The organism is Kineosphaera limosa NBRC 100340 (assembly GCF_000298215.1).
In the GTDB taxonomy this organism is placed as follows: Bacteria; Actinomycetota; Actinomycetes; order Actinomycetales; family Dermatophilaceae; genus Kineosphaera; species Kineosphaera limosa.
This window is the reverse complement of sequence record NZ_BAHD01000065.1, coordinates 13,344-39,368: the sequence shown is the minus strand read 5'-3', so window position 1 is coordinate 39,368 and position 26,025 is coordinate 13,344. Positions and strand designations below refer to the sequence as shown.

Annotated in this window: 23 protein-coding genes; 8 read left to right on the top strand and 15 right to left on the bottom strand. The window is 71.6% G+C overall.

Features of this window, described 5'->3' with window-relative positions:
- Both KILIM_RS16620 and KILIM_RS16615 read right to left on the bottom strand, forming a co-directional pair.
- Positions 1 to 2,620: efflux RND transporter permease subunit (locus tag KILIM_RS16620; protein ID WP_006593892.1), on the bottom strand; the 2,620-nt coding region annotated here is incomplete at its 3' end.
- A gap of 182 nt (positions 2,621 to 2,802) precedes the next feature.
- Positions 2,803 to 3,243, bottom strand: a complete 441-nt coding sequence (locus tag KILIM_RS16615; RefSeq protein WP_040563680.1) for a pyridoxamine 5'-phosphate oxidase family protein — start codon at positions 3,241 to 3,243, stop codon at positions 2,803 to 2,805.
- Positions 3,244 to 3,624: 381 nt separating this feature from the next.
- Here KILIM_RS16615 and KILIM_RS16610 point away from each other — a divergent pair, with 381 nt between their 5' ends.
- Positions 3,625 to 4,749, top strand: coding sequence for a PfkB family carbohydrate kinase (locus tag KILIM_RS16610; protein WP_006593890.1), 1,125 nt, complete (start codon positions 3,625 to 3,627; stop codon positions 4,747 to 4,749).
- Positions 4,750 to 4,845: 96 nt separating this feature from the next.
- Here the strand turns inward: KILIM_RS16610 and KILIM_RS16605 are convergent, their stop codons facing one another.
- The 3 genes from KILIM_RS16605 to KILIM_RS16595 form a co-directional block, all read right to left on the bottom strand.
- Entirely contained in the window at positions 4,846 to 5,193 is a 348-nt protein-coding gene (locus KILIM_RS16605) for a hypothetical protein (RefSeq protein ID WP_006593889.1), read from the bottom strand.
- Positions 5,194 to 5,259: 66 nt separating this feature from the next.
- Complete coding sequence (locus tag KILIM_RS16600; protein WP_006593888.1) at positions 5,260 to 5,967, bottom strand: LuxR C-terminal-related transcriptional regulator; 708 nt, start codon at positions 5,965 to 5,967, stop codon at positions 5,260 to 5,262.
- The gene (locus tag KILIM_RS16595) at positions 5,964 to 7,307 is read right to left on the bottom strand and encodes a sensor histidine kinase (RefSeq protein WP_006593887.1); all 1,344 of its coding nucleotides are present in this window, start codon (positions 7,305 to 7,307) and stop codon (positions 5,964 to 5,966) included. Before KILIM_RS16595 ends, KILIM_RS16600 begins: the two co-directional genes overlap by 4 nt.
- Positions 7,308 to 7,455: 148 nt before the next feature.
- Between KILIM_RS16595 and KILIM_RS16590 the strand changes: the two genes are divergently transcribed.
- Together KILIM_RS16590 and KILIM_RS24115 are read left to right on the top strand one after the other, a co-directional pair.
- Complete coding sequence (locus KILIM_RS16590; protein ID WP_157551774.1) at positions 7,456 to 8,679, top strand: PspC domain-containing protein; 1,224 nt, start codon at positions 7,456 to 7,458, stop codon at positions 8,677 to 8,679.
- On the top strand, positions 8,676 to 8,960 hold the full coding sequence (locus tag KILIM_RS24115) for a hypothetical protein (RefSeq protein WP_006593885.1): 285 nt from the start codon (positions 8,676 to 8,678) through the stop codon (positions 8,958 to 8,960). Before KILIM_RS16590 ends, KILIM_RS24115 begins: the two co-directional genes overlap by 4 nt.
- Positions 8,961 to 8,976: 16 nt before the next feature.
- Here KILIM_RS24115 and KILIM_RS22620 read toward each other — a convergent pair whose 3' ends face one another.
- Positions 8,977 to 9,750, bottom strand: a complete 774-nt coding sequence (locus tag KILIM_RS22620; RefSeq protein ID WP_006593884.1) for an NUDIX hydrolase — start codon at positions 9,748 to 9,750, stop codon at positions 8,977 to 8,979.
- Positions 9,747 to 10,901, bottom strand: a complete 1,155-nt coding sequence (locus tag KILIM_RS16580) for a glycosyltransferase (RefSeq protein ID WP_169330773.1) — start codon at positions 10,899 to 10,901, stop codon at positions 9,747 to 9,749. The genes KILIM_RS22620 and KILIM_RS16580 overlap by 4 nt, the downstream gene beginning before the upstream one ends.
- 38 nt (positions 10,902 to 10,939) lie before the next feature.
- Here KILIM_RS16580 and KILIM_RS16575 point away from each other — a divergent pair, with 38 nt between their 5' ends.
- Positions 10,940 to 11,776 (top strand): PIG-L deacetylase family protein, encoded by an 837-nt coding sequence (locus KILIM_RS16575; RefSeq protein WP_006593882.1) that lies wholly within the window; start codon positions 10,940 to 10,942, stop codon positions 11,774 to 11,776.
- The gene (locus KILIM_RS16570) at positions 11,773 to 12,990 is read left to right on the top strand and encodes a lysylphosphatidylglycerol synthase domain-containing protein (protein WP_051988845.1); all 1,218 of its coding nucleotides are present in this window, start codon (positions 11,773 to 11,775) and stop codon (positions 12,988 to 12,990) included. Before KILIM_RS16575 ends, KILIM_RS16570 begins: the two co-directional genes overlap by 4 nt.
- 24 nt (positions 12,991 to 13,014) lie before the next feature.
- Here KILIM_RS16570 and KILIM_RS16565 read toward each other — a convergent pair whose 3' ends face one another.
- From KILIM_RS16565 to KILIM_RS16540, 6 genes are all read right to left on the bottom strand, one after another.
- Entirely contained in the window at positions 13,015 to 13,788 is a 774-nt protein-coding gene (locus KILIM_RS16565; protein WP_006593880.1) for a type 1 glutamine amidotransferase, read from the bottom strand.
- Complete coding sequence (locus tag KILIM_RS16560) at positions 13,785 to 15,095, bottom strand: Mur ligase family protein (protein WP_006593879.1); 1,311 nt, start codon at positions 15,093 to 15,095, stop codon at positions 13,785 to 13,787. The genes KILIM_RS16565 and KILIM_RS16560 overlap by 4 nt, the downstream gene beginning before the upstream one ends.
- A gap of 5 nt (positions 15,096 to 15,100) precedes the next feature.
- On the bottom strand, positions 15,101 to 16,198 hold the full coding sequence (locus tag KILIM_RS22615; protein ID WP_006593878.1) for a phosphatase PAP2 family protein: 1,098 nt from the start codon (positions 16,196 to 16,198) through the stop codon (positions 15,101 to 15,103).
- Between the two features lie 207 nt (positions 16,199 to 16,405).
- A complete protein-coding gene (locus tag KILIM_RS16550; RefSeq protein ID WP_006593877.1) occupies positions 16,406 to 17,032 on the bottom strand; it encodes a hypothetical protein in 627 nt (208 codons plus the stop codon).
- Positions 17,033 to 17,035: 3 nt separating this feature from the next.
- Complete coding sequence (locus KILIM_RS16545; protein WP_040563667.1) at positions 17,036 to 18,280, bottom strand: hypothetical protein; 1,245 nt, start codon at positions 18,278 to 18,280, stop codon at positions 17,036 to 17,038.
- Positions 18,281 to 18,348: 68 nt separating this feature from the next.
- Positions 18,349 to 19,101: an ATP-binding cassette domain-containing protein gene (locus tag KILIM_RS16540; RefSeq protein ID WP_006593875.1), complete on the bottom strand. Its 753-nt coding sequence runs from the start codon at positions 19,099 to 19,101 to the stop codon at positions 18,349 to 18,351.
- Positions 19,102 to 19,272: 171 nt separating this feature from the next.
- Here KILIM_RS16540 and hemG point away from each other — a divergent pair, with 171 nt between their 5' ends.
- The 3 genes from hemG (at position 19,273) to KILIM_RS16525 (ending at position 23,637) form a co-directional block, all read left to right on the top strand.
- Entirely contained in the window at positions 19,273 to 20,895 is a 1,623-nt protein-coding gene (gene hemG, locus KILIM_RS16535) for a protoporphyrinogen oxidase (RefSeq protein WP_157551773.1), read from the top strand.
- A 64-nt stretch (positions 20,896 to 20,959) separates the two neighbouring features.
- Positions 20,960 to 22,141 (top strand): TIGR04053 family radical SAM/SPASM domain-containing protein, encoded by a 1,182-nt coding sequence (locus KILIM_RS16530; protein WP_040563665.1) that lies wholly within the window; start codon positions 20,960 to 20,962, stop codon positions 22,139 to 22,141.
- A gap of 143 nt (positions 22,142 to 22,284) precedes the next feature.
- Complete coding sequence (locus KILIM_RS16525) at positions 22,285 to 23,637, top strand: APC family permease (protein WP_006593872.1); 1,353 nt, start codon at positions 22,285 to 22,287, stop codon at positions 23,635 to 23,637.
- Positions 23,638 to 23,659: 22 nt separating this feature from the next.
- Here KILIM_RS16525 and KILIM_RS16520 read toward each other — a convergent pair whose 3' ends face one another.
- Together KILIM_RS16520 and guaA are read right to left on the bottom strand one after the other, a co-directional pair.
- Positions 23,660 to 24,040: a nuclear transport factor 2 family protein gene (locus tag KILIM_RS16520; protein WP_006593871.1), complete on the bottom strand. Its 381-nt coding sequence runs from the start codon at positions 24,038 to 24,040 to the stop codon at positions 23,660 to 23,662.
- A gap of 351 nt (positions 24,041 to 24,391) precedes the next feature.
- Positions 24,392 to 25,966 carry a glutamine-hydrolyzing GMP synthase gene (gene guaA / locus KILIM_RS16515; protein ID WP_006593870.1) on the bottom strand — a complete coding sequence of 525 codons (1,575 nt, stop codon included), beginning with the start codon at positions 25,964 to 25,966 and terminating at the stop codon, positions 24,392 to 24,394.
- Between the last annotated feature and the right edge of the window lie 59 nt (positions 25,967 to 26,025).

Below are 26,025 nucleotides of genomic sequence, written 5' to 3'. Positions count from 1 at the left end.
CCTGCGGGCTCTGTCGAGCTTGGGCGTCCAGCTGCGCCTGCGCCTGTCCCCGGGCCTGCTCGGCAGCCGCCTGCAGTTCTGCGGCGCCCTGCGCGACCCGCTGCACGGTCTCGCGCACGGACCGCAGCTGTGCTTCGGTCTGCGCCGCTTGCCGGGCCGCCTGCACGCGGGCGGCGCGCAACTGCTGCAACTGCTGCCCGGCCTGCGCCATCGCCTCGGCCTGCTGGCGCTCTTGCATGGCCTGCTGCCGGTCGGCGACCCGCTCCCCCGCCTCGGTACGCGCGTCCATCGTCTGTTTCGCCGTGATAGGCAGCTCGATGGCTTCCAGCTGCGCCACGGTTTCGGCCGGCTCCTGCGAGCGCATGAGGATGTCTTGCCGGGTGTCCCCGGCCACGATCTGCCCGGCGGGCGTGCCGCGGACCGCCGCGGTCACGGCCTGCCCGACCTCCGCCTGCGTCATGCCCGCTGCGGCCGCCTTCTCGGGGTCGACGTCGACCTGTAGCAGCGGGGTCGTCGCGGCGAGGTCGCTGTGCACCTCTTCGAGCCCCTCGATCCCGCGCATCATCGTGACCAGGCGATCGGCAGCGGTCGCCAGATTCTCGGTCTCGCTGCCCTGCACCTTGATCGAGACGTCGCTGTTGGCGGGGCCGCCGCCCGCGCTGACCCGCACATCGCCGACGTCACGCAATCCCGCGATCTCGTCGCGTAGGCGTTGCGAGACGATCGTCGCGTTCTCCCCCGTGTGCAGTCCGACGACCATCGACGCGGTCGACGCGCCGCCGGAACCGCCGAAGGCCGCCCGCTCCTCGCCCCCACCGACCGTCGATTGCACCGTGGCGACCGCGGGGTCGGCCGCCAGCACCTGCTCGACCCGCTGCGCCGCCTCATCGGTCACCTCCAGCGTGGTGCCCGGCGGCAGGTCCTGCGCGACCGTCAGCGTGTCTTGGCCGGTGTCACCGAGGAAGTCGGTCTTGAGCAGCGGCACCAGCGCCATCGTGCCCAGGAAGATCACCACGGCCAGCACCGACGTGATGACCTTGTGCTGCAGCGACCACAGCAGCGCCGGAATGTACGGCCGCTGCAGCCCGGTCACCGCCTCGTGATCGTGGTCGTCGCCGGCCTTCGCACCGGCACCAGCAGCCGCACCGGCCCGCGGCACCATGAACCACGAGGCCAGCACGGGCACGATCGTCAGCGACACGAACAGCGAGGCCACGAGTGCGATCGAGGTGGTCAGCGCGAACGGTCGAAAGAGTTCGCCGACCTCACCGGAGACCAGGCCGAGCGGCAGGAAGACCACGACGGTCGCGATCGTGGAGGCGGTGATGGCGCCCGCGACCTCGCGGACGGCGCCGATGATCGCCTCCGGCCCGCGCTCGCCCAGGCCGGCGTGCCGCTTGATGTTCTCGATGACGACGATCGAGTCGTCGACCACTCGGCCGATCGCGACGGTCAGCGCGCCGAGGGTGAAGATGTTGAGCGACAAGTTGCCCCACCACAACGCGATGAGCGCCACGAGAAGCGACGTGGGAATGGAGATCGCCGCGATGAGGGTGGGGCGCACCGACAGCAGAAACGCGAAGATGACGAACACGGCGAACGCCAGCCCGAGCGCGCCCTCGACACCCAGGTCCTCGATGGACCTCTCGATGAACGGCGCCTGATCGAAGACGGTGGAGAACTGCGCCCCGTTGCCCATGTCGGCGGCGAGCCCGGGCAGCTGCGCCTGCACGGCGCGGGCCACCGAAACGGTGTTGCCTTCGGAGTCCTTGGTCACGGCCAGGCCCAGCGAGGGCTGCCCGTTGGTGCGGGAGATGGTGGTGGCCGACGCGAGTTCGCTGCGCACGTGCGCCACCTGCTCCAGCCGAACTGGCCCGTCGCTGCCCTGCAGCCGCAGGGCTCGCACGTCGGCCACGCTGCCCAGCGGCTGCCCGACCTGCACGTCGATGCGCGCGCCGCCGGCCTCGACGTCGCCCGCCGGGATCGTGGCGCCTGCGGCCTGCAACACCTGCGGCAACATCGCGGGGGTCACGCCGTGGCGGGTCACGTCGTCGGGGCGGAACGTGATGACGATCTGCTCGGCCCGATCGCCAGAGACCGTGGCTGCGCGCACCCCGTCGAGCCCGACCAGCCGCGGCGCCGCGATATCACGCAGTTTGCGGGCCAACGTGGCCTCGTCGTCGTCGGAGGTGACCGACAGCGCGACGATCGGGATGGCGTCGAGGCTGCCACCGAGCACCTGCGGCTCCACGGCGTCGGGTAGCCGCCCACGCAGCCCCGACACCGCCTGCTCGATGTCGGACTGGATCGCGCTCGAGTCCTGCCCGTAGTCCCACTGCACGGTCAGCTGGCTGACCCCGCGAGTCGTGGTGCTCTGCACCCGGCTCACGCCCCCGATCGGGCGCAAAGCGGCCTCGAGCGGCTCGGTCACCTCACGCTCGACGACATCGGGCGCCGCGCCGGGGTAGGGCGCGATGACGGCGGCGGTCGGCAACTCGAGCGAGGGGAACAGCTCTTGCTTGAGCGTCGAGGCCGCGAACACCCCCAGGCCCATGACCAACAGGGTCACGAGCGCGACGACCACTCGGTTGGCCAGGCTGACCCGGGTCAAGAGGTGCACAGCAAGGGCCTCGCTTCTTGTGCCACCGTCGGCCAGGGGTGCCCCGACGGTCTTCTGGTGTCGTCAGCGGTGACCCTACGGGTCTGCACCGACAAGGTTGCTTCGGGATGCAGGCCCTGACACGAATCCGTTACTGCCGCCTTGACAGACAGGGGGATCCGCTCTCAACCGGGCGCCGCGCGCTAGTCCACGTCAGGCAGGTTGCCCAGGACCTTGGTGATGGCTCCGGCGATGACGACGCGGGTGGGGTTCGGGCGCGGCTCGCGGTACCGCGCGGCGTAGCGCCGCTCCGCATCGGCCACCGCGTCGGCGTCGGTCAACACCCGCGCCCGCGCCTCGATGGTGCACCAGTAGCGACCCTCGAACTGACACAGCGCGATCGGCGCGCCGGGTGCGCCCGGTGAACTCGCGCGGCGAATCTGCGCCACCTTGATCGACGATCCGGAGGTGATGACCCGGACCAGCCGCCCCGGCACATCGAGGGTCGCCCCGACCGGCACGACATGCGGTCCGCCGTCGGCCCGGATCGTCGTCAGCGAACACAGCATCCGCCGCGCCCAGAACGCCACCAGCCGCGGGTCGTCCAGCTCGATGCCGTGCGGTCGCCGCACCCGTCCGCTCATCTCCCCCACCATGGGCTCATCCTGCCCCGGCAGTGGGCGCAGGCAGCCGGCGGGCCGAGTCCGGGCGCCGACAAGCCGCCGAAAAAACCGTTGCCAGTCCATCGTCACCGGTCGTACCGTCGAAGGACACCGAAAGGAGGTGATCCGAGTAGTGAAGACTTTTCGGACGCGTGAGGTGACTGCGCGCTAGCGCAGCCGTCCCGACTTTCCACCCGTCACCTATCCGGTGCGGACAGGTCGGTCAACGGACGGGTGAGCTGCGAAATCCAACGCAGTCACCGGGGCCCGCGGGTATACCCGGCATCGTCCAACCGGGTAGTCGATCTCGATCGGCAGCCCGCGGGCTTCACTGCGCCCGCCGCAGGCGCAACGATGAAAACCATGATCGAGACGACGGCTGCCCGGGGCGTCACCGGCCTCTTCGTGGGCCTGGCCACCCTGGATCTCATCCAGCGCGTGCCCGCCCTGCCCGCCGCCAACACCAAGGTCACTGCACAGTGGCAGGAGCTCAGCGCCGGCGGCCCGGCCCTCAATGCCGCCGTGACCTTCGCGGCCCTGCGCGGTCACGCCGTGTTGATCACCCGGGTCGGAAGCGGCACCGTCGGGCAGCTCGTCACCGCTGACCTGCGGCGTTGCGGCGTCACTGTCGTCGACGCGGCCCTCCTAGAGCCCGAGGCTGCGGGGCACGGCCGCACGGAGCAGGTGCCCACCTCCGGTTTCGAGCCGGCGGTGTCGGCCATCACCGTCGATGCGAGCACCGCGGACCGGCAGATCGTGTCGACGGATGCCGGTCGCCCGACGCCGTTGTCGTCCCGCGGTCGCGGGGCGTTACAGGCGCAGCTGACCGCTCACCTCAGCGATGCGGCGGTCGTTCTGCTCGACGGCCACCATCCCGACCTCGCGCACGCGGTGCTCGACGTGCTCGACGCCTGCCAGGCCCCCGACCAACCGGAGGTCGGCGCGGGACCGGTCCCACAGCTGATCGCCGCGGGGCAGCGGCCGGTGATCCTGGACGCCGGGCGCTGGAAGCCGCAGCTGGTCGACCTGCTGCCCCGCTGCACCGACATCGTGTGCTCCGCGGACTTCGTTCTGCCGCAGAGCGGTTCACAGGCAGAAGCGTCAGGCGACGGCTTACTGGAGCAGCTCGTTGAGGGCGGCGCCACCCTGGCAGCCGTGAGCGACGGACCGCGCCCGATCCGCTGGCGGACGGCGGTCGACATCCCGATCGCGGATGCCGACGCGGCCGGCGGGGCCACCCGGCCCGACCGTGCCACCGGAGCGATCAGGGTGCCATCGGCGGAGGCGATCGACACGTTAGGTGCCGGCGACGCCCTGCACGGCGGCTACGCGTGGGGCCTGGCGAGCGCGCAGCCCACCGAACACCCGGCAGCGCTAGACCGCATCGGCGCGCTGACCTTCGCCGCCCGCGTGGCGAGCCTGTCGACCTGCCACTTGGGCACGCGATCGTGGCTGGCCGCCGTGCCCGCGCTCCTCAACCGCGCGTAGTGCGCGGCGGGCCGGTCGGAGAGGGTCGGCAGAGCCGGGTCAGTCAGCCCGGCGTAGTTGCGCCGCAGGACGCCGTGGAGCCGATCGCGGTCAGGGTCAGTTCCACAAGAGCGCGACGAGCGCGTTGACCACGGCCGCCCCGGCGGCCGCGTGCGTGAGCACTGGTTGGCCGGCGCCGCGCTTGGCGCGGGCCCGGGAGATCTCGGCGAGCACGACGACCGCCAGCGCCAGCACGAGTTTCACGCCGATCTTGGCGTGGTTGAAGTCGTGGTCGGTCATCTCCCCCACCCCCACGAGGGCCAGGCCGACGAGCAGCTGGATCCGCGCCCCCCACACCATCACCGGGTTGATGACACCGGAGCCGACCGAGAGGGTGTATCCGGCGATGAGCGCGGCGACTCCGCCCCAGTGGGCGATCACGAGAATGGTGTAGAGAACGGCCATGCCCACACCCTAAGCAGCGCGTCGGAGCGCCAAGAAACCCAGCGGATCGACGGCTGGGGCAGCTGGTCAGACGAGGCGCCGGTGCATGGCCCACGCGGTCAGTTCGTGCCGGGAGCTGAGCTGCAGCTTGCGCAGCACCGAGGAGACGTGAGTCTCGACCGTCTTGATAGAGATGAACAACTCCTTGGCGACCTCCTTGTACTGGTAGCCGCGGGCGATGAGCCGCATCACCTCGCGTTCGCGGGCCGAGAGCCGGTCGAGCTCCTCATCGACCTCGGCGACCTCGCCGGCGGCCGCGCCGAACGCGTCGAGGACGAAGCCGGCCAGCCGCGGGCTGAACACGGCGTCGCCCTCGGAGACCCGACGAATGGCGTTGACCAGGTCGTTCGGGGAGATCGTCTTGGTGACGTAGCCGCGGGCGCCGGCCCGGATCACCGCGATGACGTCTTCGGCGGCGTCGCTGACCGACAGGGCAAGAAAGCGCACGGGCTCGCCCGCAGCGCTCGTCAGCCCGCGGCAACCGGTGAGCACATCGCTGCCGCCCCGGCCGTCGCCGCCGGGCAGGTGCACGTCGAGCAGCACGACATCCGGACGATGCTCGGCGACCGCGGCGATCGCCGTCTCGACGGTGCCCGCCTCGCCGACCACCTCCAGGTCGGGGGCAAGGTCGCCGACGAGTTCGCTCTTGACGCCGGAGCGAAACATGCGGTGGTCGTCGACGAGCACGAGCCGGATCGTGCCGGTGCCCTGCTCGTCGTGGCTGGTGGTGCTCACGTGGTCTCCTCACGGGTAGCGGCGGATGGCTGCGACAACGCAGGTGGGGCTGCCGGCTCGGACCGCACGGCGAGCTCCGATGGTGCGGGGGCCGGCTCGACGCGGCCTTCGGCGGGCAGCTGGGCGGGGGTAGGCGGCAGCGCGGCGGCGGGTGGCTGCGCCGTCTCCAGCGGCACCGTGAGCGCGACCTCGGTGCCCTCCTCCAGGCGGCGCCAGCGCGCGCGGCCCCCGTGGCGCTGCATGCGGCCCAGGATCGACTCGCGGACCCCCAGCCGGTCGGGCGGTACCTCATCGAGCTGATCGAGGTCGAAGCCGTCGCCGTGGTCGCGCACGAACGCCTCCGCCTCGGCGCGTCCGATCTCGACGTACACAGAGACCGGAGGCCGACCGTGGCGGACGGCGTTGAGCAGGGCCTCGCGCAAGGCCCCCAGCAGCACCTCGCCGGCGTCGTCGACACTGCGGTCCCCGGTCACGACGACGTCGATCGGAACCTCGTGCTGCTCTTCGACTTCGACGGCGAGCCGGCTGATCTCGGCGGCGAGAGAGCCCGCGGTGGGGGCGCCGCCGTACAACCACTCGCGCAGCTCCCGCTCTTGCCCGCGGGCCAACCGCGCAGCGATGCCGGCATCGTCGGCGCGCTGGATAAGCGCCAGGGTCTGCAGCACCGAGTCGTGCAGGTGGGCAGCGATATCGGCGCGCTCGGTCTCCCGGATTCGGGCGGTCTGTTCGCGCTCGTAGCGGCGCCAGAAACCGGCCACCCAGGGGGCCAGCACCAGCCCGATGCCGGCGAGCACCGCGATGGTCGCCACGCCGACATCCACGGCCATCGACAGCCCTTGTCCGCTGGTCAGCAGCACGACGATCCCGACGGCCGACAGGGCCGCACCCGCGAGCACGCGCGGCAGGGCACGCCGGCCGCCGGTCGGGCCGAGCCACCCCTGTCGCTCGAACGCCTCCACGTCGCTCCACGCGATGACCGCACCGACCGCGACGGCCAGCACCGGCAGCGCCGGGCGAACGAAGTCGGGCAGCCAGCTGCCGCCGGTAGCGCCCAGCGCCCCCAGTGCGAGCAGAGCGGCGCCCAGGAGCAGGAGTTGCACGGGCAATCGGCGCCCCGACGAGCCCTGCCCCGCGTCGGTCGCCGGGAGGGTGGCCCAGAGCAGCAGGTAGGCCAGGAACCCGAGCCCGAAGAACAGGTTGAGCACCACGAAGAGCACGCGCACGACCCGGACGTCGAGCCCGGTGTGCGCGGCCAGCCCCCCGGCGACCCCTGCGACGACCGCCCCGGAGCGGGTGCGCACGAGTCGACCCGCCCGCGTCGGCCCCTGGGGTGTACTCATGCACTCAATCGTGACACCTAGGACCGACAAGACGCGGCCTCGCGGGCCGATCCCAGGGCGGACACCCCGGCCTCGAGGTCGGACTTCAGGGTGGCCTCAGGGTCGGTCCGCATGCCGATCGCGCGCCGCTTCGGTGACGATGGAAGGTATGACCGACGACTCGCGCGCCCAGCACCCCGGCCCCGAGCCCACGCCACGTGGGTCACGTGGGCCCGCGGGGTCGAGCGGACCGAGCGGACCGGGCGGACCGAGCGGACCGGGCGCGTTGGATCGCCTGTACGCGGCGCTGTATCGACAGCCGGTGCGCCGCAGGCGCAATCGCCGAGTGTTCGCCGGTGTCGCCTCCGGCCTCGCCGACGAGTTCGGCCTCGACCCGGCGATCGTTCGGGTCGCCCTGGTGGTGCTGGCCCTGGTCGGCGGCATGGGGCTCTCCCTGTACCTCCTCGCGTGGTTCCTGCTGCCCGATGACCAGGGCAACCTCGCGGTACGCCGCGCCTGCACCGATCACGAGCCCGGCGCGATCGTGCTGGGAGTCTTCACGGCGATCAGCGTGTTCAGCCGGCTCGGCGACGAGCGCGGCTGGTGGCCCACGCTGGTGACGCTCGTCGTTGGCGGGGGACTCGTGTTTTTCGTCGTGCGCCATGTGCACCGCAAATACGGCTGGCCGGATGCCGTCAAGCCCGGGGGACGTGAGGAGGCCGCAGCGGCCGGGGGCGGTCAGGGGGCTGCCCCCGGCCCCGGCGATCCGTCGGCCGGCACCTGGCCCGACCCGCGGGGCGAGCGCTCCCACGATCCGCAGGCACCGCGGCACGGCTCCCCCACGCGCGGCGGCCACACCTCCGTGTTCGACCCCGTGACAGGCCGTTGGGTACCCGCCATGCCGGAGCCGGGTCGGCTGGCTCCGCCGCCGAACTCGCCTGGTCAGGGGTTCGCCGGTCAGACGCAACCGGGACACTACGGGGTACCCGCCGATCCCGCACCGGCCTGGCGGGGGCAGAACTGGTCCGATCCGCGCGACGTGCCGCCGGCCACTGCGACGACTGCGGTCCCCGCACCGGTGGCGCCGCCGACTCCGCCCCGCCGATTCGGTTTCTGGGCCACCGTGGTCAGCCTCGCGGCTGCCCTGGCCGTCGGGGTCGGCGCCGGGCAATTGGTGCTGCTGTCGAGCAGCACGGCCGATGCCGCCGTCGTCGGTGCGAGCGCCGCCTTGGCGCTGCTCTCACTCATCATCGTCATCGTGGGTTTACGGGGCCTACGCGCGCGGGTCCTGACGATGGCGGTCGTTGTGCTGCTGCCCTTCGCCGCCGCCGTGGCGCACGTCGATGCCACCGGGCAGGGCTCGGGCTTCTCGATCCAGGTGGGTCCGCGATGAGCCGGCACCGCCGGGGGACCGACCCGACGCAGCCTGGTCCGCCGCCCCGCCCCGGGGGGCCCGGGGCGTCGAGCGGTGCGGGCGCGGGGGGCGAACGGCGCCGCCCGCAGGTGTGGCTACTGGCGCTCGGCCTCGTCGGCCTCGTGGTCGCCGGGCTCTCGCTGCTGCACCAACTCGCCGGAGTCGGCGCCGACGGACGCTGGGTCGCACCGACCGCCGCGCTGGCCGCCGGCGGCGTGTTCGTGGTCGTCGGCCTCGTCGGGCTGCTCACCCGCCGCTGACCACCGGCGATCGCTCTCACCCGGGGACGCTGCTCGCAACCCAGCGGTGCGCGCGCGCCCAATCCAAGCCGGCCACCTGCGCCGCGGGCACCCAGGCGGCAGCGGCGGTCGAGCCGCCCACGTCGTGCACCTGCGTCGGCCCGGGCGCCGGGCAGCGCGCGGCGAACACGAGGTTCACGGCGTGAAAGTCCTCCAGTCGCCCCGACGGGGCCCGCCCGACCCAATGTCGACTGAACAGCCGGATGAGATCACCGACGAGCACCTCCTGGCCCGTCTCCTCCCAGCATTCGCGCCGCGCCCCGGCACGCGGATCCTCGTCCGGGTCCACACCGCCGCCGGGCAGCGCCCAGGCGCCGGGCGCGCTGGTCACGCCCGAGTAGCGGGTCGCCAGCAGCTGACCGTCGGCCCACACGAGCACCGAGGCCGCGACCCGCTGCACGGCCAGCACCTGCTCCCCCGGGCCAACGACCAGCCCGGGCGCCCGCGGGGGCCGCGCCACCGACTCCACCCGATCCGGCAGGTGCGGCTGGTCAGCGCGGCTGACCAGGTCGTAGGTGAGCACGATCTGCCCGCCCGGCGACCGGGTCACCTCCGGAAGGCCGCGGGCGAACCGACCCAGGTCCTCCGGGTCGATTCCGTGCGGCAGCGGCACCCGCCAACACTGCTCACCCTCGAAACGACCGGCGACGACGAGCGGACCCGACAACAGCAACGGCTCCGCGGTCGGCGACCCCGCGGCGGGCACCGGTTGGTCCGGCAGGCTCGGCGGGTGCGGCGCGGGAGAGGTCAACGAACCCGCTCCGGGGCCGATAAGCGCCCCATCGCCCGCTCGTATTCGCGCTCGGTGGTGGCGATGACGGCGCTCCAGTCGAGGTCGCTGGGCGGGACCGTCACGTTGTAGCGGTACATGCGCTCGCGCAGGGCGGTGTCGGTGAGCAGCCGCGCGATGGCGCTGGCCATGCCGTCGTCGGTGCGGGCCAGGTAGCCGTTGACGCCGTCGTAGACGAATTCCGAGGCGCCGCTGGTGTCGAGGCCGACCACCGGCAGGCCCGCGCAGCGCGCCTCCAGGGCCGCGATACCGAACGACTCCAGCTTGGCCGGGGAGAGGTAGACGTGCGCGGCAGCGTAGCGGCGCAGCAGTTCGGGGCGGCTGACCCGGCCGGGCAGGTCGACCCAGTCCGCGATGCCCTCGCGGCGCACATAGGCCTCGACGCTCGAGCGAAGCCGCCCGTCACCCAGGATCGTCAGCCGGAACGGCACCTCCGGCACCATCGCGTGCACCCGCTGCAAGACCTGCAGCATCGGGATCGGTCGCTTGCGCGCGACGAGCCGCATGGCCGTCACCAGTTCTACGTGCGGGCTGGTCGGAGGCGGTGTGGAGCCGTGGGCGGGCTGCCACCAGGTGTCGACGTCGATGCCGTTGGGCAGCACCCGCACGTCCGCCAGATTGCCCAGCAGCCGCTGCACGGGCACCGCCGCGACCGAGGAGACGGCGTTCATCGACACGCCGGCGCGCGCCCAGCGGCGCACCGCTCCGGTCAGGCCGATCGCCGGCTCGGCCCAGGCCAGCATGCAGTGCCACGTCATGGTCGTCGGCAGCCCGAGGCTGCGGGCCACGCGAGTGGCCTCGACGGTGAACGGGCTGACCACCCCCATGTGCACGTGCGCGACGTCGAAGCCGTCGCGCAGGCGGCGTCGCAGCTCACGCCCGGCGAAGGGGTTGAGCGGGAAACCCGCGGGCAGGGGGAGGCCGAGGCGGTGCACCGGGATGTCGTCGACGATCTCGACGAGACCGCCGTGCTGCCCGTCTTCTCCGGTCGTGGCCGTGAAGACCTCGACCTCGTGGCCCACGGAGCGCAATCCCTGCGCGAGGTCGCGAACCTGCACCTCGATCCCGCCGAGGCGGGGCAGGTAACAGTCCGTGACAAGGGCGATCTTCACAGGCCAACCCTGGCACATCCGTCTGGGAACAACGCGGCATGAGTGACACTTGGGGGGTGAGTCGAACCGTCGTGGCCGTCAATGCGCACCCCGACGACGAGGCGCTGCTCATGGCTGGGACCCTGGCCAAAGCCGCGGCGGCCGGGCATCGGGTGGTGCTGGTCGTGGCGACCGACGGCGATCTCGGACTCACCTCCGCACAGCATCGCGGCAGCACACTCGGGCAGCGGCGGCTCGCCGAACTGCACGCCAGCGCCGCGGCGATCGGTGCCGCGCGCCTCGAGTGGCTGGGTTACGCCGATTCGGGCATGGAGGGGCCGGTGCCGCCCGACCCGCCCGGTCGACAGCGCTTCCTGCATGCCGATCCGCGAGACGCGGCCGTCCGTATCGCGGACATCTTGCGGGAGGAGGAGGCCGACGTCGTCATCGGCTACGACCCCTCCGGCGGGTACGGTCATCGCGACCACGTGCGCGTCCACGAGGTCACGCGGGAGGCCGCGCGGCTCGCCGGCACGCCCCGGTTGCTGGAGGCGACCGTGCCGCGGGAGGCGATCACCGCCGGCATCTCGCTGGCCCGCCGACTGCCGGGCGTGCGGATCGACGTCGACCTGGGCGCGTGGGAGCGGGCGTTCACCCCGCGGTCGCAGATCACCCACCGGATCGGGGTGCGCGGGCAGATCCGGGCCAAGCGCACCGCCATGGCCGCGCACGCCACCCAGGCCGCCGCCGACGACGGCGCCGACCGCACCCTGGCGGCCTTCGGGCGCATCCCGCGGCCGCTGTACGACCTGATCTTCGGGCGGGAGTGGTTCGTCGACCCCGCCGCCGACGCGGGCGCTCCGATCAGCCGCGACATCTTCGCCGGGCTGCCGTGAACGACCGCCACGTCGACGGCGCCGGGCCCGGGGGCGAACAGAGCGAGCACGACGACACTCCCTCCTCATCGGAGGCGACGCGGGCCGCCCAGCCGGCACGGACCGCCTCCGGTAGGCCTGCTGGCGCATCGCAAGCGGGCGGCCCGTTGGAGCCCCCGACCGTCGCCTTTCCGAGCACCCCGAAGGCGATCGCCTCGCGGGCGCTGCAGATCGTCGCGAGCCTGGGGTTGGCTGTCGTGCTGTTGGGCTGGGGGCTGCCGTACCTGACCGACACGAGTTGGGCGACGATCCTGGGGTTGATCACCGGCATAGGCTGGCCGACCTTCCTCGGGCTGTTCGCGCTCATGATGCTCGGGCTGTACTGCTACACCTTCACGCTCACGGGATCGTTGCCGGGGTTGGGGCATTTTCAGGCGATACTGGCGAATCTGGCCGGGTCCGGGGTCAGCAACACGCTGCCGGGCGGCGGGGCGGTCGGGGCGGCGTTGACCTATGCCATGTTTCGGTCGTGGCGGTTCACGCATCGCGCGATCGGCACGTCGATCATCGTCACTGCGGTGTGGAACTTGCTGGCCAGGGTGCTGCTGCCGGTCATCGCGGCGCTGGTGTTGCTTCCGGCGGCGGGGCAGGTGCCGAACGCGATGGTGCAGGGCGCGATCGTCGGCGGCATCGGGGGCGCGGCGGTGGCGGGGGCGCTCATCGCGATCATCGCGTCGCGGCGCACCGCCCGGCTGGTAGGCCGGTTCGTCGAGCGGGTCCTCGGGCCGCTGCTGCGACGCCTGCGCGGGGGGCGGCTGCCGGATGCCCAACTGCTCGCGCTCGACCTGCGGGCCAAGATCATCGGCGTCGTACGCACCCGCTGGTTGTCGTTGACGCTGGGGCTCGTCGGCTTCATGGGCGTCTACTTCGTGTTGTTCCGGCAGTGCCTGGAGGCCGTCGGGGTCGATATCTCCTGGTCGCACGCATTCGCCGCCTACGCGGTAGGTCGTCTGCTGACGGCGGTCGCGGTGACCCCGGGCGGCATCGGCGTCGCGGAGGCGGGCGCGGCGGCGGTCCTGTTGGCCCTCGGCGTCCCCGGCGACGCCACCGCCGCCGCGGTGACCCTCTTCGCCCTGTTCAGCTTTCTCCTGGAGATCCCCCTCGGCGCCCTGGCCGCCGTCACCTGGCTGAACACCCGCGGCTACTACGCCCGCGCCCAACCCCCCGCGCCGTAGCCCAGCAAACTCGCTTTCGGCAGGTCAGCGGGGTTTGTTGCGGCCCGACAGGAGGCGATCGATCTGGCGGCGTTGGGCCTCGTGGGCGATGTGGTCGTCGAGGTCCTCGGGCTCGAAGCCGCCGGGCAGGGCCCGGTCGACGGCGGCGCCGATGAGGGCGTCGGCGAACGCGGTGTTGGCCGGCAGCACCGGGCCGTGCAGGTAGGTGCCGTAGACGTTGCCCCGCCGGGCGCCTTCGGTCTGGTCGGCACCGTTGTTGCCCTGGCCGTGACGCACCTGCCCGAAGGGCTCCTGCCCAGAACCCAACGTCGTTGACCCCGAGTGGTTTTCGTACCCGACGACATCCCCGTGCGGAGTCGACAAGACGACCGGTCCGATCATCCGCACCTCGTTGCCGCGGGTGGTCACGTCGAGAATGCCCAGGCCGGGCAGCCGCTTGCCCTCGACCGTCGTGAAGTCGTTGCCGAACAACTGGTACATGCCGCAGATCATGAGCATCGGGGTGCCGTCGTCGGCGAGCGAGCGCAGCAGGTCGGCGTTGGCCTCCAGGTCATCCTCGACGCGCGCCTGCCCCGAGTCCTGCCCGCCGCCGCCGAGGATGAGGTGCGCGTCGGCATCCAGGGGGTTGCCGGGGTGGTGCTCGACCAACTCGACGTCGTAGCGGTGCCGGCGCAGCCGGGTGGCCAGGCAGCGGGTGTTGCCGAGGTCGCCGTAGATGCTCATTTCGCGCGGATACAGGTGCACGAGCCGGATCGTGCCCTTGCTCGCCCCGTGGGCTTTGAGAGTCTCAGAGCTCATGACGCCTGCTTCGCCTCCTCGCCGAAATCCGCCAGGTCGTACCGTTCGGCGAGGGTGCGCCGCAGCGCCATCATCGCCGTGTACGTGCAGAAGATGCGCTTCGGCTCGTCGGGGTGGGTGGCCAGCAGGTGGTCCAGGGCCGCAATCAGGTTGGGCTCGATGTGCTCGGTGGCCACATCGTCGTAGTACAGCCGCAACGCCATGTCGTAGGCGCGCACCCCGCTGGTCACGGCCACCCCCCGATCGACCAGGGAGGCGAACGAGACGTCGTAGAGCCAGGAGACGTCGCGCCCGTCGGCGTAGTTGTCGTTGATGGCGACCATCGTGGCCACCGGTGTCGACCCGTACGTGTGCAGGGCGACAGTGAAGCCGGCGGGGTTCTTGACGAGCACGAGCTCCAACGGCTGGCCGCCGCAGTCGATGACCTCGCCGCGGCCGAACGGCGGGGCTACGGTGCGCAGCGCCCGCTCGGTAGCCGCCTGGTCGAAGCCCTCGCCCAGGAGGCGACGGGCCATCGTGACGGCGGCCGTCGCGTTGATCATCGCGGCCAGGCCCCGCTGGCGCAGCCGCAGCGGCCCGACCTGCGACTGATCGCCGAAAGTCACCTCGAAGTCGCGTTCGTTCAGTTCCCGCAGCAGCCCGTCGCCGGGCCCGACGGCCGGCAGTTGCGCCTCGTCGTCGAAGCGCACGTCGGCCTCCTGCAGCTCCTCGAGACGGTCGCGCATGGAGTCGTCGAGCCCGAAGTACGTGGCCGGCGGCACCTCGGGTTCGCCGGCGATCCGGGAGACGAAGGAGTCGTCGCGGTTGAGCACGACCGCCTCGCTGGTGCGGGCCGCGAGTTGGGCGAGCAGCTTGGCCGTGTGGTCGATCTCGGCGAACCGGTCGAGTTGGTCGCGGGCGACGTTGAGCAGCAGCGCGTGCGTGGGGGTGACGGCGTCGGCGAACCGCAGGGCGTGCGCCTCGTCGAGTTCGAGGACCGCGACGTCGGCAGACAGCCGGCCGCTGATCGGCAGCTGCGGCAGCATCGCGGAGATCACGCCGCGGGTGAAGTTGCTGCCCGTGGGGTTGCTGAAGACGTTCAGACCGTGCTCGCGCAGCACCGCGGTGAGCATCTTGGTGGTCGTCGTCTTGCCGTTGGTGCCGGAGACGACGACGATGCCGCCGCGCACATCCTCCAGCGCGTGCGCCAGAAAGCGCGGGTCGAGGCGTTCGGCGACCAGGCCCGGCAGCGCCGAGCCGCCGCCCTTGAGGCGGGTGGCCGCGCGCGCCGCCTTGCCGGCCACGGTCGCGATGAGGGGTCGAAGCACAGGCGTCAGCCTATCGACGTCCTCGATTCCCACGAGCCGGCTGCGGGACCACGCCTGCGCCAGGGGTCCGATGGCGGGGTCGACCCGCCGGGCTCGGGGCGCTCCGGGTCGAGTTCCGGCTGCCACATCCGCGCCTGGTCGAGCGCGTCCTGGGCGTCCAAGGTCATCCCGACGAGCGCGGCCAGCAGCGCCCCGGTGAGGCCAGTGGCGGTCAGCATGACACCGCCGACAATCACGTTGGACGGCTCCCCGTGGGCCACGAGCCCGCCGACGATCAGCAGCGCCCCGACGCCGACGGCACCAAGGACGCCGCACAGCAGGTACGTCCCGACGCGGATCCCTCGACGCTTCGCAACCCGACCGCTCGACATCCGGTCGCCCGTAACTCGCGCGCTCGACATCCCGGCCGGCCCGCCGCCCGCACCGCGCGCGCGGCCCCTCGGTAGCAACCCGAGCAGCCCGGCCACGCCCGCCCACGCGGCGCAGACGCCCAGAGCCGCGATGACGTCGCTGGGGCGGTGCCAGCGTTCGATGACGGTGGCGGCCCCGGTGAAGGTGGCGGCCGCGCTGACGAACACGACGAGCAGCGGCCGCAGCGGGCGCCCGGCGGTGAAGAGGAGGGCGAGAGCCAGGCTGGCCATGACGGTCGTGTGCCCGCTGGGCAGGCTGTTCATCGCGTTGCCGACGCCGTACTCGGGGCGCGGGATGGCGGCCTTGAGAATCTGGGTGGTGATGTTCGCGCCGGCGACGACGACGAGCGCCGCCAGGGCCGCACGGGGTCGCCGACGCAGGAGCGCCAGGAGTACCGACACCCCGACGGCCAACGCGATGAACTCCAGGCTCACGACATCCAGCCAGGCGTGGATGAAGGCCCGGAACTGCGCCGGCACCGCGATCGACCACAGCGAGCGTTCGTCGGCGCGCTGCCCCAGGTGGGTCCAGACCACGAGCATCGTCAACCCGGCAACCGTCAGGCCGCCGAGGACGATGAGCAGGGTCGACAGCACCGCCACGGCGCGCTCGCGGCCGTGCCGGCGATCACCGGACACGGCCTCGCGGCGCCCCGAAGGCTCGCGTGACTCCCAAGACTGCACGGACTCCATCCGTTCGATTCTCCCCGCTCCCCCGGGTGCTTCGCTGAACTAGCGCTGGCCGTCGCCTGGGCAACACCTCGCAGGCGGCCTCGACCCGCCCAGCGGGCGTGATCAGGGGACGTCTGCGGATGCCCCGAGCGGACGGCTCCCCCACAGCCGCCTCCCAGGGTACGGCAGCCGAACACCGCTTCCGCGCCAACGATATTGGGGCCTGCATCACCCCCCATTCGGCCCGGCTCGCCAACGCGGCACTCCAGCGAGCCACAGCAATGCGACGAATGCCCACGTCGTACCGACAACGACCCACGCGCCCTCGGCCAGGGCGGGGTTGAAGAGCAGGTTGACGCGCCAGGGCAGGAACCCTGGAAAGGACTGGACCGCGACGAAGACGATGCTGGCCACATACCCGCCGCCGGGGCCGCGCAACACCATGCCCACGAGGTGCGCTCCGACGATGAGCGCGTAAGTGCGCGTGACAGCGTCGAAGGTCAGCATCGGGGGTCCGAGCGCCGTCACGAAGGCGCACGCGGCGAGGCAGAGCACGGCGGCCAGCAGCACGAGGGCAACCCGCGCCGGCCACAACCGCGCGCTGGCTACAGCCTGAAGCTCCGGACAGCGCGGGGTGAAGAGCACCGCGATTCCTGCGGCCAGCGGCAGGGCGAAGAGGGTGCCGATGGTCTCCAGCGTCTCCACCGGTTCTCGCTCGGGGTAGATGGCGGGGAGGGTGACCCACTGGGTCGCCCCGGCTGCCGCGGCGACGGCGAGCAGCAGCCCGGCCCACGGCCAGGTCCATCCATGGGCTCGCAGGAATCTGCCGAACGTGACTGTGGCGCTGGTGAGCATCGGTTATCCGGTCGGGCAGCCCAGAGCCCGCAGGCGTTCGGCGAGCCAGGTCCCTTGATCCGCATCGGGATGGGAGAGCACCGCCGTGGCGTCGGCGATAGCGATCGAGGCATCCGGGAGCAGAGCGACACCGCCCTCACCGATGTAGTTGCCCCCGTCGAGGTCCAGCCCGTGCCGAAGCGTCCAGTACGCATACACCTCGGCCCAGGCGCGCTCGTCGGTGGCGGTGGCGGTCGGCCCGCACCTGACGTCGATGAGCGCAGGCAGCAACCTGGCCGTCGTGTCAGCGGAGTTCAGCGTGCGCGACGGCATGGTCTTGCCATCGCTCGGGCTGAAGACGAACACGCCCGGCGGCGGCTCCTGCAGCGACATCAGGTCGTCGGACCACACCTGATGTGGGCGCATTCCGGGCGGGAACGACGGCATTTCGCTCTGTACCAACTGAGCGAAGCCGGGGAGTACCGCCTTGAACGAGGTTGACATGCAGACCTGGGGGTGCCCATCGATGCAGGTCGCGTCCTGGCTGTGCGGGATCGCGGAGGCGCTGCCGGCGGTCCAGGTCAGCGCGGACAAGGACAGCGCAGCGCCCAGCCAGGCGGCCAGGCCCCGACGCCCACCGGTCAGCGCGCTCCACAGCGCCACCGCCAGGGACGTATACAACGCGGCGGTCAGCAGCAGCACCGTCGGCGCGGCTACCTGGATGCTCCAGTCGTAGGTGCCGGCCACATGCGCGCTCGCCAGAACCGCCTGTGTGAGGGGGCTATCGCTCCAGGGCAGGGCATAGATCGGCGCTCCGTAGACCAGGTAGCACACGATGCCGGCCAGGCCGACCGCCAGCCACCGCGGCAGCAACCAGCCGAGCCCTCCGCCGACAACCGCGGCCAGCGCGAGGTAGGCGGCCACGCTGACCGACACGAGAGCCGCCTGGGGAGTCAAACCGCCCCAACCTTCGGCGAGGGCACCTTGCCCGATGAGGGTCAGCACCACGAGGACGTATGCGCAGACCGCCGGCACCCAGGCGAGCGCTAGCAGGGGCACCAGGGTGCGTCGCAAGGATGCGCCCGACGCGCGCAACCACGACACCAGGCCCAGTTGCCGCGGCCCCGAGAAGAGGTAGGCGGCCACCATCGCGGTCAGCGGGGCGCCCAGGATCGTCATGGTCGTGGAGCGCGCCCAGAGGGCGGGCAACCAGCCCTGCCAGGAGGCCCGCTGATCGGTCATCACGAGCAGGCCGACTCCGAAGAACACAGCCCCCCACGTGATTCCAGCAATCTCTGGGCGAGCCAGGAGCGTACGGCCGCGCCACGGACTGCGCATCACACGGGCTCCATGAAGGCCACGGTCGCCTGACGCACCGCTTCCACCGTCAGTTCGCCTCCGGGCGACGTCAGGTCACAGCGCTCGAGAGTCAGGGCAACGCTGCCCGCCCGCAGCACGACAATGCGATCGGCGGTTGCGGCGGCGTCTTCGAAGAGGTGCGTCGACAGCAGCACGCTGACCCGTGGGCCTGTGTCTGCGCCCGCGCCGGTCAGCCGCTGCAGCGCTTCGTGGAATCGGGCGCGCTGGATGGGGTCCAGGCCCGATGTCGGTTCGTCCAACAGCAGCACTGCTGGTTGGGAAACGAGCGCCGCGGCCATTCCGGCACGCTGTCGCTCACCCCCGGAAATGCTGCCGAGACGGCGTCCGCGCAGGGCAGCCATCTGTGTCACGTCAAGGGCCTCGGCGCACAACTCTTCCGCCTCACGGGTGGGCACCTCTTTGAGCCAGGCCGCGTAAACCACGAAATCTGCCACGGTCATGGCGGGCGGAAATCCGAACCCCTGCGGAAGCCACCCCGTGTGGCGGCGTAACTGCTGCCACTGGGCGCGGTCTGTGACACGGCTCCCGCGCCAGCGCACCGAGCCTTTCGACAGTGGCCGCAACCCCAGGAGTGCCGCCATCAGTGTCGATTTACCGGCCCCGTTGGCTCCGAGCAGCACCGTGACGCCAGGAGTCAGGGCCAGTGACACGTCGCGGAGTACGTCTGCGCGGTCCCGCGCGAGCCAGCCCTGGTCCAGTGCGATTGTCACGGCGACGTCCTTATCGTTCCCGCCGCGGCGCGTGCGGGTCCCACCCCGAGAAACAGCATAAGGAACGGCGGCTTCTGCCGGCGGGAGCCAGCGTCGACGTGGCGCGATGCCCTGCAGGGGCCGTTTCGGCGGGGTCGTAGGGTGGCGGGAGACGAATGGGCAGGTGATGGCGTGGACGCGCAGGGGTCCGGGTCGGCCGGCGCTGGGCGCCGAGGTCGGGTCGTGGTCGTGGGGGCCGGGGTGTCAGGGCTGTTGGCGGCGCGCCGGCTACAGGAGCTGGGGCACGACGTGGTGGTGCTGGAGGCGTCTGGGCGCGTTGGTGGGCAGGTACACACGATTGATGTCGCCGGGTTGCCCGTCGATGTAGGTGCCGAGGCGTTGCACCTGGCTGTGCCGGGGGCCGCGGCGCTCATCCGTGACCTCGGGCTGGCCGACGATGTCGTGCCCGCCCGCACCAATCCGAGCTGGCTGTGGACCCGCCGCGGTCGTCGGCCGCTGCCTGCGGGGGTTGGGCCCGCCGGGCCGACCCGGCTGCGGCCCGTGCTGCGCAGCGGCGTGATGACCGTGCCCGGGCTGCTGCGGGCCGCCCTCGAACCCCTGCTCGCCAGCCGCGTCGGGCGATTGAGCGCCGATCCCGACTCCGATATCGCCGTCGGCGCATTCGTCAGCGGACGGTTCGGTCGGCAGGTCACCGCCGCGTTCGTCGACCCCCTGCTCGGCGGACTGCACTCCGGGGATGTCGACCGCTTGAGCCTGCGCGCCTGCGCCCCCTCGCTGGTCCCCGCCGCCACCTCCGGCAGCTCCCTGGTCCGCAGCCGCCGCGCCGCGCAGGCCCCGGCCGCCCCGGCTGCCCAGGGCGCCCCGGCAGCCGGCCCCCTTTCGCCGACGGTTGCGCCCGCTGCCGACGGTCGCGGTCGCAACAGCAACCCTGGGCAGCAAGCGCAACCGCGGACGACGGCCTCAGGGCACGCGGCCGCGAGCGCGGGCTTCGCCTCCTGGCCGGAGGGGATGGTCCGCCTCGTCGACACCCTCGCCGACGGCCTAACGATCCGCACGAGCACCGTGGTCACCGAGATCACCAGGACCGACGGCTGCTACCAACTCATCGCTACCCGTAGCGAGTCGGCACCCGAGCGCACCGAGACGACGACGTTCGAGGCCGACGCGGTGGTGTTGGCGGTGCCGGCGCCGGTCGCGGCGCGATGGGCGGTCGGGCAGGTTGCGGGCGCGGCGCGGCTGCTGCGGGAAACGCGGCAGGCGAGCACGGCGACGGTCATTCTCGGCTTTCCGCGGACGGCGGTGGCCGACCTGCCGGCGCTACGCGGCAACGGGCTGCTCGTGCCCAGCGGCACGGGCACGCTGCTCAAGGCCGTCACCCATCTGTCGACCAAGTGGCCGCAGCTCGACACCGACCCCGACCTGTACCTGCTGCGGATGTCCGCCGGGCGGGCCGGGGCCGATGTCATCGACCTGCTCAGCGACGACGAGCTCGTGACGCGGCTGCGAGCGGACCTCGCGCGGCTGGAGGGGATCACTGCGACACCCACGCACGTCGTCGTCCGCCGCTGGCGCACCGGCATCCCGCAGCTGACCGTCGGGCACCCCACGCGGCTGCGGTCAGTGCGCGCCGAGTTGGCCCGCGAATGGCCGGGAGTGGCGCTCGCCGGAGCCTCGTACGACGGCATCGGCCTCTCCTCCTGTGTCACTTCGGCGCAGCAGGCCGCGGCGGCGGTGCACGAGCAGTTGGCCGGGCACGACACGGCCAACCGGGCCGAAGCCACCCAGAACCCATGACGACGACCGCGAGCGCGACGCGGAAAGGACAGGAATGACCCCGGGGGCAACAAGCGACCCATCGATGCGCGGACAGCGGGCGGTGCGCCGGCTGCGGCACGACGCGGGCGACCGGCCGATGATCGTCATCTGGGAGGTCACGCGGGCCTGCGCCCTGGTCTGCCGGCACTGCCGCGCCGACGCCCAACACCACCGCGACCCGGCCGAGCTGAGCACCGAGCAAGGCAAAGCGCTGCTGGACGACCTCGCGGCCTTCGGCGCTCCCTATCCGATCGTCGTGCTGACCGGCGGCGACCCCTTCGAACGGCCCGACCTGGCCGCACTCGTCGAGCACGGCCACGGTCTCGGGCTGCACATGGCGCTCTCCCCGTCGGTGACGCCACGGCTGCAGCCCGACGTGCTCGCGACCCTGCGCGAGGCCGGCGCGGGCGCGATGTCGCTCTCGCTGGATGGTGCCAGCGCCGCCACCCACGACTCGTTCCGCGGCTTTCCCGGCGTGTTCGACGCGACCCTCAAAGCGGCGCAGCAGGTGCGGGACGCCGGCTTCCGGCTGCAGATCAACTCGACGGTCACCCGCGCCAACGTCGAGGAATTCCCGCAGCTACTGCGGCTCGTGCTCGACGCCCAGACCTCCCTGTGGAGCATCTTCTTCCTCGTGCCCACCGGCCGCGGCCAGCAGCTACAGGCACTCAGTGCTCCCGAGGTCGAAGACGTGCTGCACTGGATGTACGACATCTCCGACAAGGTCGCCGTCAAGGCCACCGAGGCGCCCCACTACCGACGCGTCGCCATCCAACGCACCCGGGCCGCCCAGACCGGCGAGACCATCGAGCACGGCCCCCTGTTCGAGCGGTTGCGGGCGGCCTCCGAGCAGATCCTCGCCGAGCGCCCGACCCGCACCCGCCCGCCTCGGCCACCGATCGACGTCAACTCCGGTCGGGGGTTCTCGTTCGTCGACCACCACGGCGACGTCTACCCCTCGGGGTTCCTGCCGCACCGCTGCGGCAACGTCAAGGATTCGGGGTTCCGGGAGATCTACCGGGAGAGCGAGCTGCTGCGCTCCCTGCGCGACCCGGCCCGGTTCGCCGGCAAGTGCGGGGTGTGCGAGTTCAAGGAGGTGTGCGGCGGCTCCCGCTCCCACGCCTACGCGGTCACCGGCGACCTGCTCGCCTCCGACCCCACCTGCGCCTACCAGCCGGCGGCGATGACCGCGCTGCACGAACGCCCCGGCCACACGGTCGCCTGAACCTCGGATGGACCGCCCGGCGGTGGACGGCGGTCCTCATGAGATTCGGCTGAGTTCGACCTCTGGCCGTGACACGGGCGAAACACGCCAGCCCTAAGTTCCCCTGCATTACGCGGCAATCCGTCGCGAGAACGGGGACTTACGTGTCAGACATCCTGCAAACTTCCCGCGGCAACGAAACACCCACTCTCGTCCGCGCCCTCGGGCTCGGCTCGTTGGTTCTCTTCGGGGTCTCGTACATGGCCCCCCTCATCGTTCTCGGCACATTCGGGGTCATCGCCGTCGAGAGCGGCGGCGCGGTGCCGTCGGCCTACCTTCTGGCGCTGGCAGCAATGCTGTTCACTGCGCTCTCGTACGGGCGGATGGCCCGGCTGCACCCAGTGGCCGGCTCCGCCTACACGTACGTGCGGCGTTCGATCAACTCGCACAGCGGCTTCCTCGTCGGTTGGGCCGCGCTGCTGGACTACTTCTTCCTGCCGATGGTCATCTGGCTCATCGGCGCCTCGTTCCTCGGGGCGGCCTTCCCCGGGGTCCCGCACGGGGTGTGGATCCTGGCCTTCATCGCGGTCACGACCGTGCTCAACATCCTCGGCGTCGTCGTGGCCGAACGTGCGTCGATGCTGCTGATGGCCTTCCAGTGCCTGGTCATCGTGCTCTTTGTCGGCTTCAGCATCGCCTCGCTGATCGGTGACGGCCAGAGCGTCATCAGCGCCGAACCGTTCTGGAACGACACGACAAGCATCGCGATGATCTCCGCGGGTGCCGCCGTCGCCGCCTACTCGTTTCTCGGATTCGACGCGGTCACGACACTGGCGGAGGAAGCCCGCAACCCGAAACGGGACATGCCGCGCGCGATACTCCTCATCGCGCTCATCGGCGGCGGGGTGTTCGTGCTCATCGGGTACGTCGCCCAGCTGGTACACCCCGGCACCGCCTTCGCGGACACCGACTCCGCCGCCTTCGAGATGGCGCGCACGATCGGCGGCAACCTCTTCTCCGCCGTCTTCCTGGCCGGGCTGGTCGTCACACAGTTCGGCTCAGGCATCGCCGCGCAGGCCAGCGCCGCGCGGCTCACCTACGCCATGGGACGCGACGGTGCGCTGCCACGTCAGTTCTTCGGCTTCCTGCATCCCAGGTTCCGCACCCCGGTGCTGAACATCCTGCTCTCCGGAGCCGTCGGCCTGCTCGGCCTGTTCATGGACGTCACGACCTCGACGTCGTTCATCAACTTCGGCGCGTTCATCGCGTTCACGATGGTCAACGTGTCGGTCATCGCGCACTTCCTGCGCAGGCGGCGAGAAGGCGACCCGCTGCGGGTCTTTCCCAGCCTCATCGCCCCCGGATTGGGCGCCGTCATCTCGCTTTACCTACTGACCCAACTCGACTCGCACGCCGTGAGCCTGGGCTGCGCGTGGCTGGCGCTCGGGGTGCTGTGGCTGGCGGTGCTGACCCGCGGCTTCCGGAAGGCGCCGCCAGAGATGCAACTGGCCGAGTGAACGCGCGACGGGGTAGCCGAGCTCAGACCGAAGGCGTGAAGAAGTACGTCGTATGCTCGGCGGCGCGGCCGTTGCCGTCGAAGACGAAGAACGCGGCGAAGCCGACCGTGCGCCGGCCGCCCTCCTTGAGGTCGCCCTCGTACTCGCCGTGCGCGGCCACATTGTTGCCCTCGACGACCAGCGTGCGCAGCACGTGCCGGCCCGGGGCGATCAGGCGACCCTGCTCGTAGTACCGGCGCACGTCGTCGATGCCGACCATCCGCTGGTATCCGGGACGCTGATACAGCACGTCACCGCTGAAGAACTCCAGCACCGACTCCATGTCGTCGGCGTCCAAGGCGTCGTAATAGCCCTGCACCGCACGCCGCAAATCCGGGCCGTGCGTCCGCGAGTCTCCCAACATCACGCCTCCTGCTGCTCGGTGCCGTTCGGGTGCTGCCATCGATCCTCGCACAGCACCCCATAGCCCCCGAGAACCCCGGTCACCCCGCATTCCTGCGCCGCGGACCAAAGATAGTGTTCGCTTTTACTCACCTGACCGTGTAAAAGCGAACACTATCTTTCGCGGGTCACTCCTGGGTCACTCCCACTCGAGCCCTCTGGTCGCAGGAGTGCCCCGCTCCACGCCTCGCCGACCGCAGACCGGCGCAGCCGCCGTACCCGCGGGTCACTCCCACTCGAGCCCTCTGGTCGCAGGAGTGCCCCGCTCCACGCCTCGCCGACCGCAGACCGGCGCAGCCGCCGTACCCGCGGGTCACTCCCACTCGATGGTGCCGGGGGGCTTGGACGTCACGTCCAGCACCACCCGGTTGACCTCGGGGACCTCGTTGGTGATGCGTGTGGAGATGCCGGCGAGCACGTCGAAGGGAACCCGCGTCCAGTCGGCGGTCATCGCGTCTTCGCTGCTCACGGGCCGCAGGACGATGGGGTGGCCGTAGGTGCGGCCGTCGCCCTGCACCCCCACCGACCGGATGTCGGCGAGCAACACGACGGGGCACTGCCAGATCTCGCGGTCCAGGCCCGCCTCGGTCAGCTCGGCGCGCACGATCGCGTCGGCCGCCCGCAGCGTCGCCAGGCGATCGGCGGTCACCTCGCCGATGATGCGGATGCCCAGCCCCGGCCCCGGGAACGGCTGCCGCCACACGATGCCCTCGGGCACCCCCAGCTCCAGGCCGACCTGGCGCACCTCGTCCTTGAACAGGTCCCGCAGCGGCTCCACCAGCGTGAACTGCAGGTCGTCGGGCAGGCCGCCGACGTTGTGGTGGCTCTTGATGTTGGCGGTGCCGCTGCCGCCACCGGACTCCACGACATCCGGGTAGAGCGTGCCCTGCACGAGGAAGCGCACCGGATGCCCGTCGGCCTGCGCGCCGCCGACGATGTCGCGCGCGGCCTGCTCGAAGCAGCGGATGAACTCCCGACCGATGATCTTGCGCTTGGTCTCGGGGTCGCTGACGCCGGCGAGCGCGGTCAAGAACTGCTCGGCGGCATCGACCGTCACCAGGTCGACGCCGGTGGCCTGCACGAAGTCCTCCTCGACCTGCTCGGCCTCACCCTGGCGCAGCAGCCCGTGGTCGACGAACACGCAGGTCAACTGGTCACCGACGGCCTTCTGCACGAGCGCCGCCGCGACCGAGGAGTCCACCCCGCCGGAGAGCCCGCAGATGACCCGCGCGTCACCGACCTGCGCGCGGATGCGCTCGACCTGCTCAGTGACGATGCTCGCCGGAGTCCAGTCACAGGCCAGCCCGGCGCCGTCACGCAGGAAGTTCTCCAGCACCCGCTGACCGAACGTGCTGTGCATGACCTCCGGGTGCCACTGCACCCCGTAGAGGCGACGCTCGTCGTCCTCGAAGGCGGCGACGGGCGCGTTCGGAGTGTCGGCGGTGACCTGCATGCGCTCGGGCGCCTTGGTGACCGCGTCACCGTGCGACATCCACACGGACTGTTCCTCGGGCTGCCCCTTGAACAGGGTCGAGCCGCCCTCGCGCACGTTTGCGGGTGTGGAGCCGTACTCCCGCAAGCCGGTGCGTTCGACGGTCCCGCCGAGAGCTTGGGCCATCGCCTGGAATCCGTAACACATTCCGAACACCGGCACGCCCGCCTCCAGCAGCGCGGGGTCGAGGCCGGGAGCGCCCTCGGCGTACACCGAGGAGGGTCCCCCGGAGAGGATGATCGCCCCCGGATCGCGCGCCAACAGGTCGGCGACGGGGGTCGTGTGCGGCACGACCTCGCTGAACGCGTTGGCCTCTCGTACGCGGCGCGCGATGAGCTGGGCGTACTGGGCCCCGTAGTCGACGACGAGGACGGGTTTTGCGTGCGGGTCGCTCACGGCGGCGAGTCTACAAGCGCGCCCCGATCGCGCCGGGATCGCGCCCTGCGGGCGGGCGG

Bases quoted from the DNA above. Each gene is read 5' to 3' on its own strand.
- KILIM_RS16615 (WP_040563680.1), bottom strand. From the start codon at position 3,243: ATGAGCGGACGGGTGCGGCGACCGCACGGCATCGAGCTGGACGACCCG.
- KILIM_RS16610 (WP_006593890.1), top strand. From the start codon at position 3,625: ATGATCGAGACGACGGCTGCCCGGGGCGTCACCGGCCTCTTCGTGGGC.
- KILIM_RS16605 (WP_006593889.1), bottom strand. From the start codon at position 5,193: ATGGCCGTTCTCTACACCATTCTCGTGATCGCCCACTGGGGCGGAGTC.
- KILIM_RS16595 (WP_006593887.1), bottom strand. From the start codon at position 7,307: ATGAGTACACCCCAGGGGCCGACGCGGGCGGGTCGACTCGTGCGCACC.
- KILIM_RS16590 (WP_157551774.1), top strand. From the start codon at position 7,456: ATGACCGACGACTCGCGCGCCCAGCACCCCGGCCCCGAGCCCACGCCA.
- KILIM_RS24115 (WP_006593885.1), top strand. From the start codon at position 8,676: ATGAGCCGGCACCGCCGGGGGACCGACCCGACGCAGCCTGGTCCGCCG.
- KILIM_RS16575 (WP_006593882.1), top strand. From the start codon at position 10,940: ATGAGTGACACTTGGGGGGTGAGTCGAACCGTCGTGGCCGTCAATGCG.
- KILIM_RS16565 (WP_006593880.1), bottom strand. From the start codon at position 13,788: ATGAGCTCTGAGACTCTCAAAGCCCACGGGGCGAGCAAGGGCACGATC.
- KILIM_RS22615 (WP_006593878.1), bottom strand. From the start codon at position 16,198: ATGGAGTCCGTGCAGTCTTGGGAGTCACGCGAGCCTTCGGGGCGCCGC.
- KILIM_RS16550 (WP_006593877.1), bottom strand. From the start codon at position 17,032: ATGCTCACCAGCGCCACAGTCACGTTCGGCAGATTCCTGCGAGCCCAT.
- KILIM_RS16530 (WP_040563665.1), top strand. From the start codon at position 20,960: ATGCGCGGACAGCGGGCGGTGCGCCGGCTGCGGCACGACGCGGGCGAC.
- KILIM_RS16520 (WP_006593871.1), bottom strand. From the start codon at position 24,040: ATGTTGGGAGACTCGCGGACGCACGGCCCGGATTTGCGGCGTGCGGTG.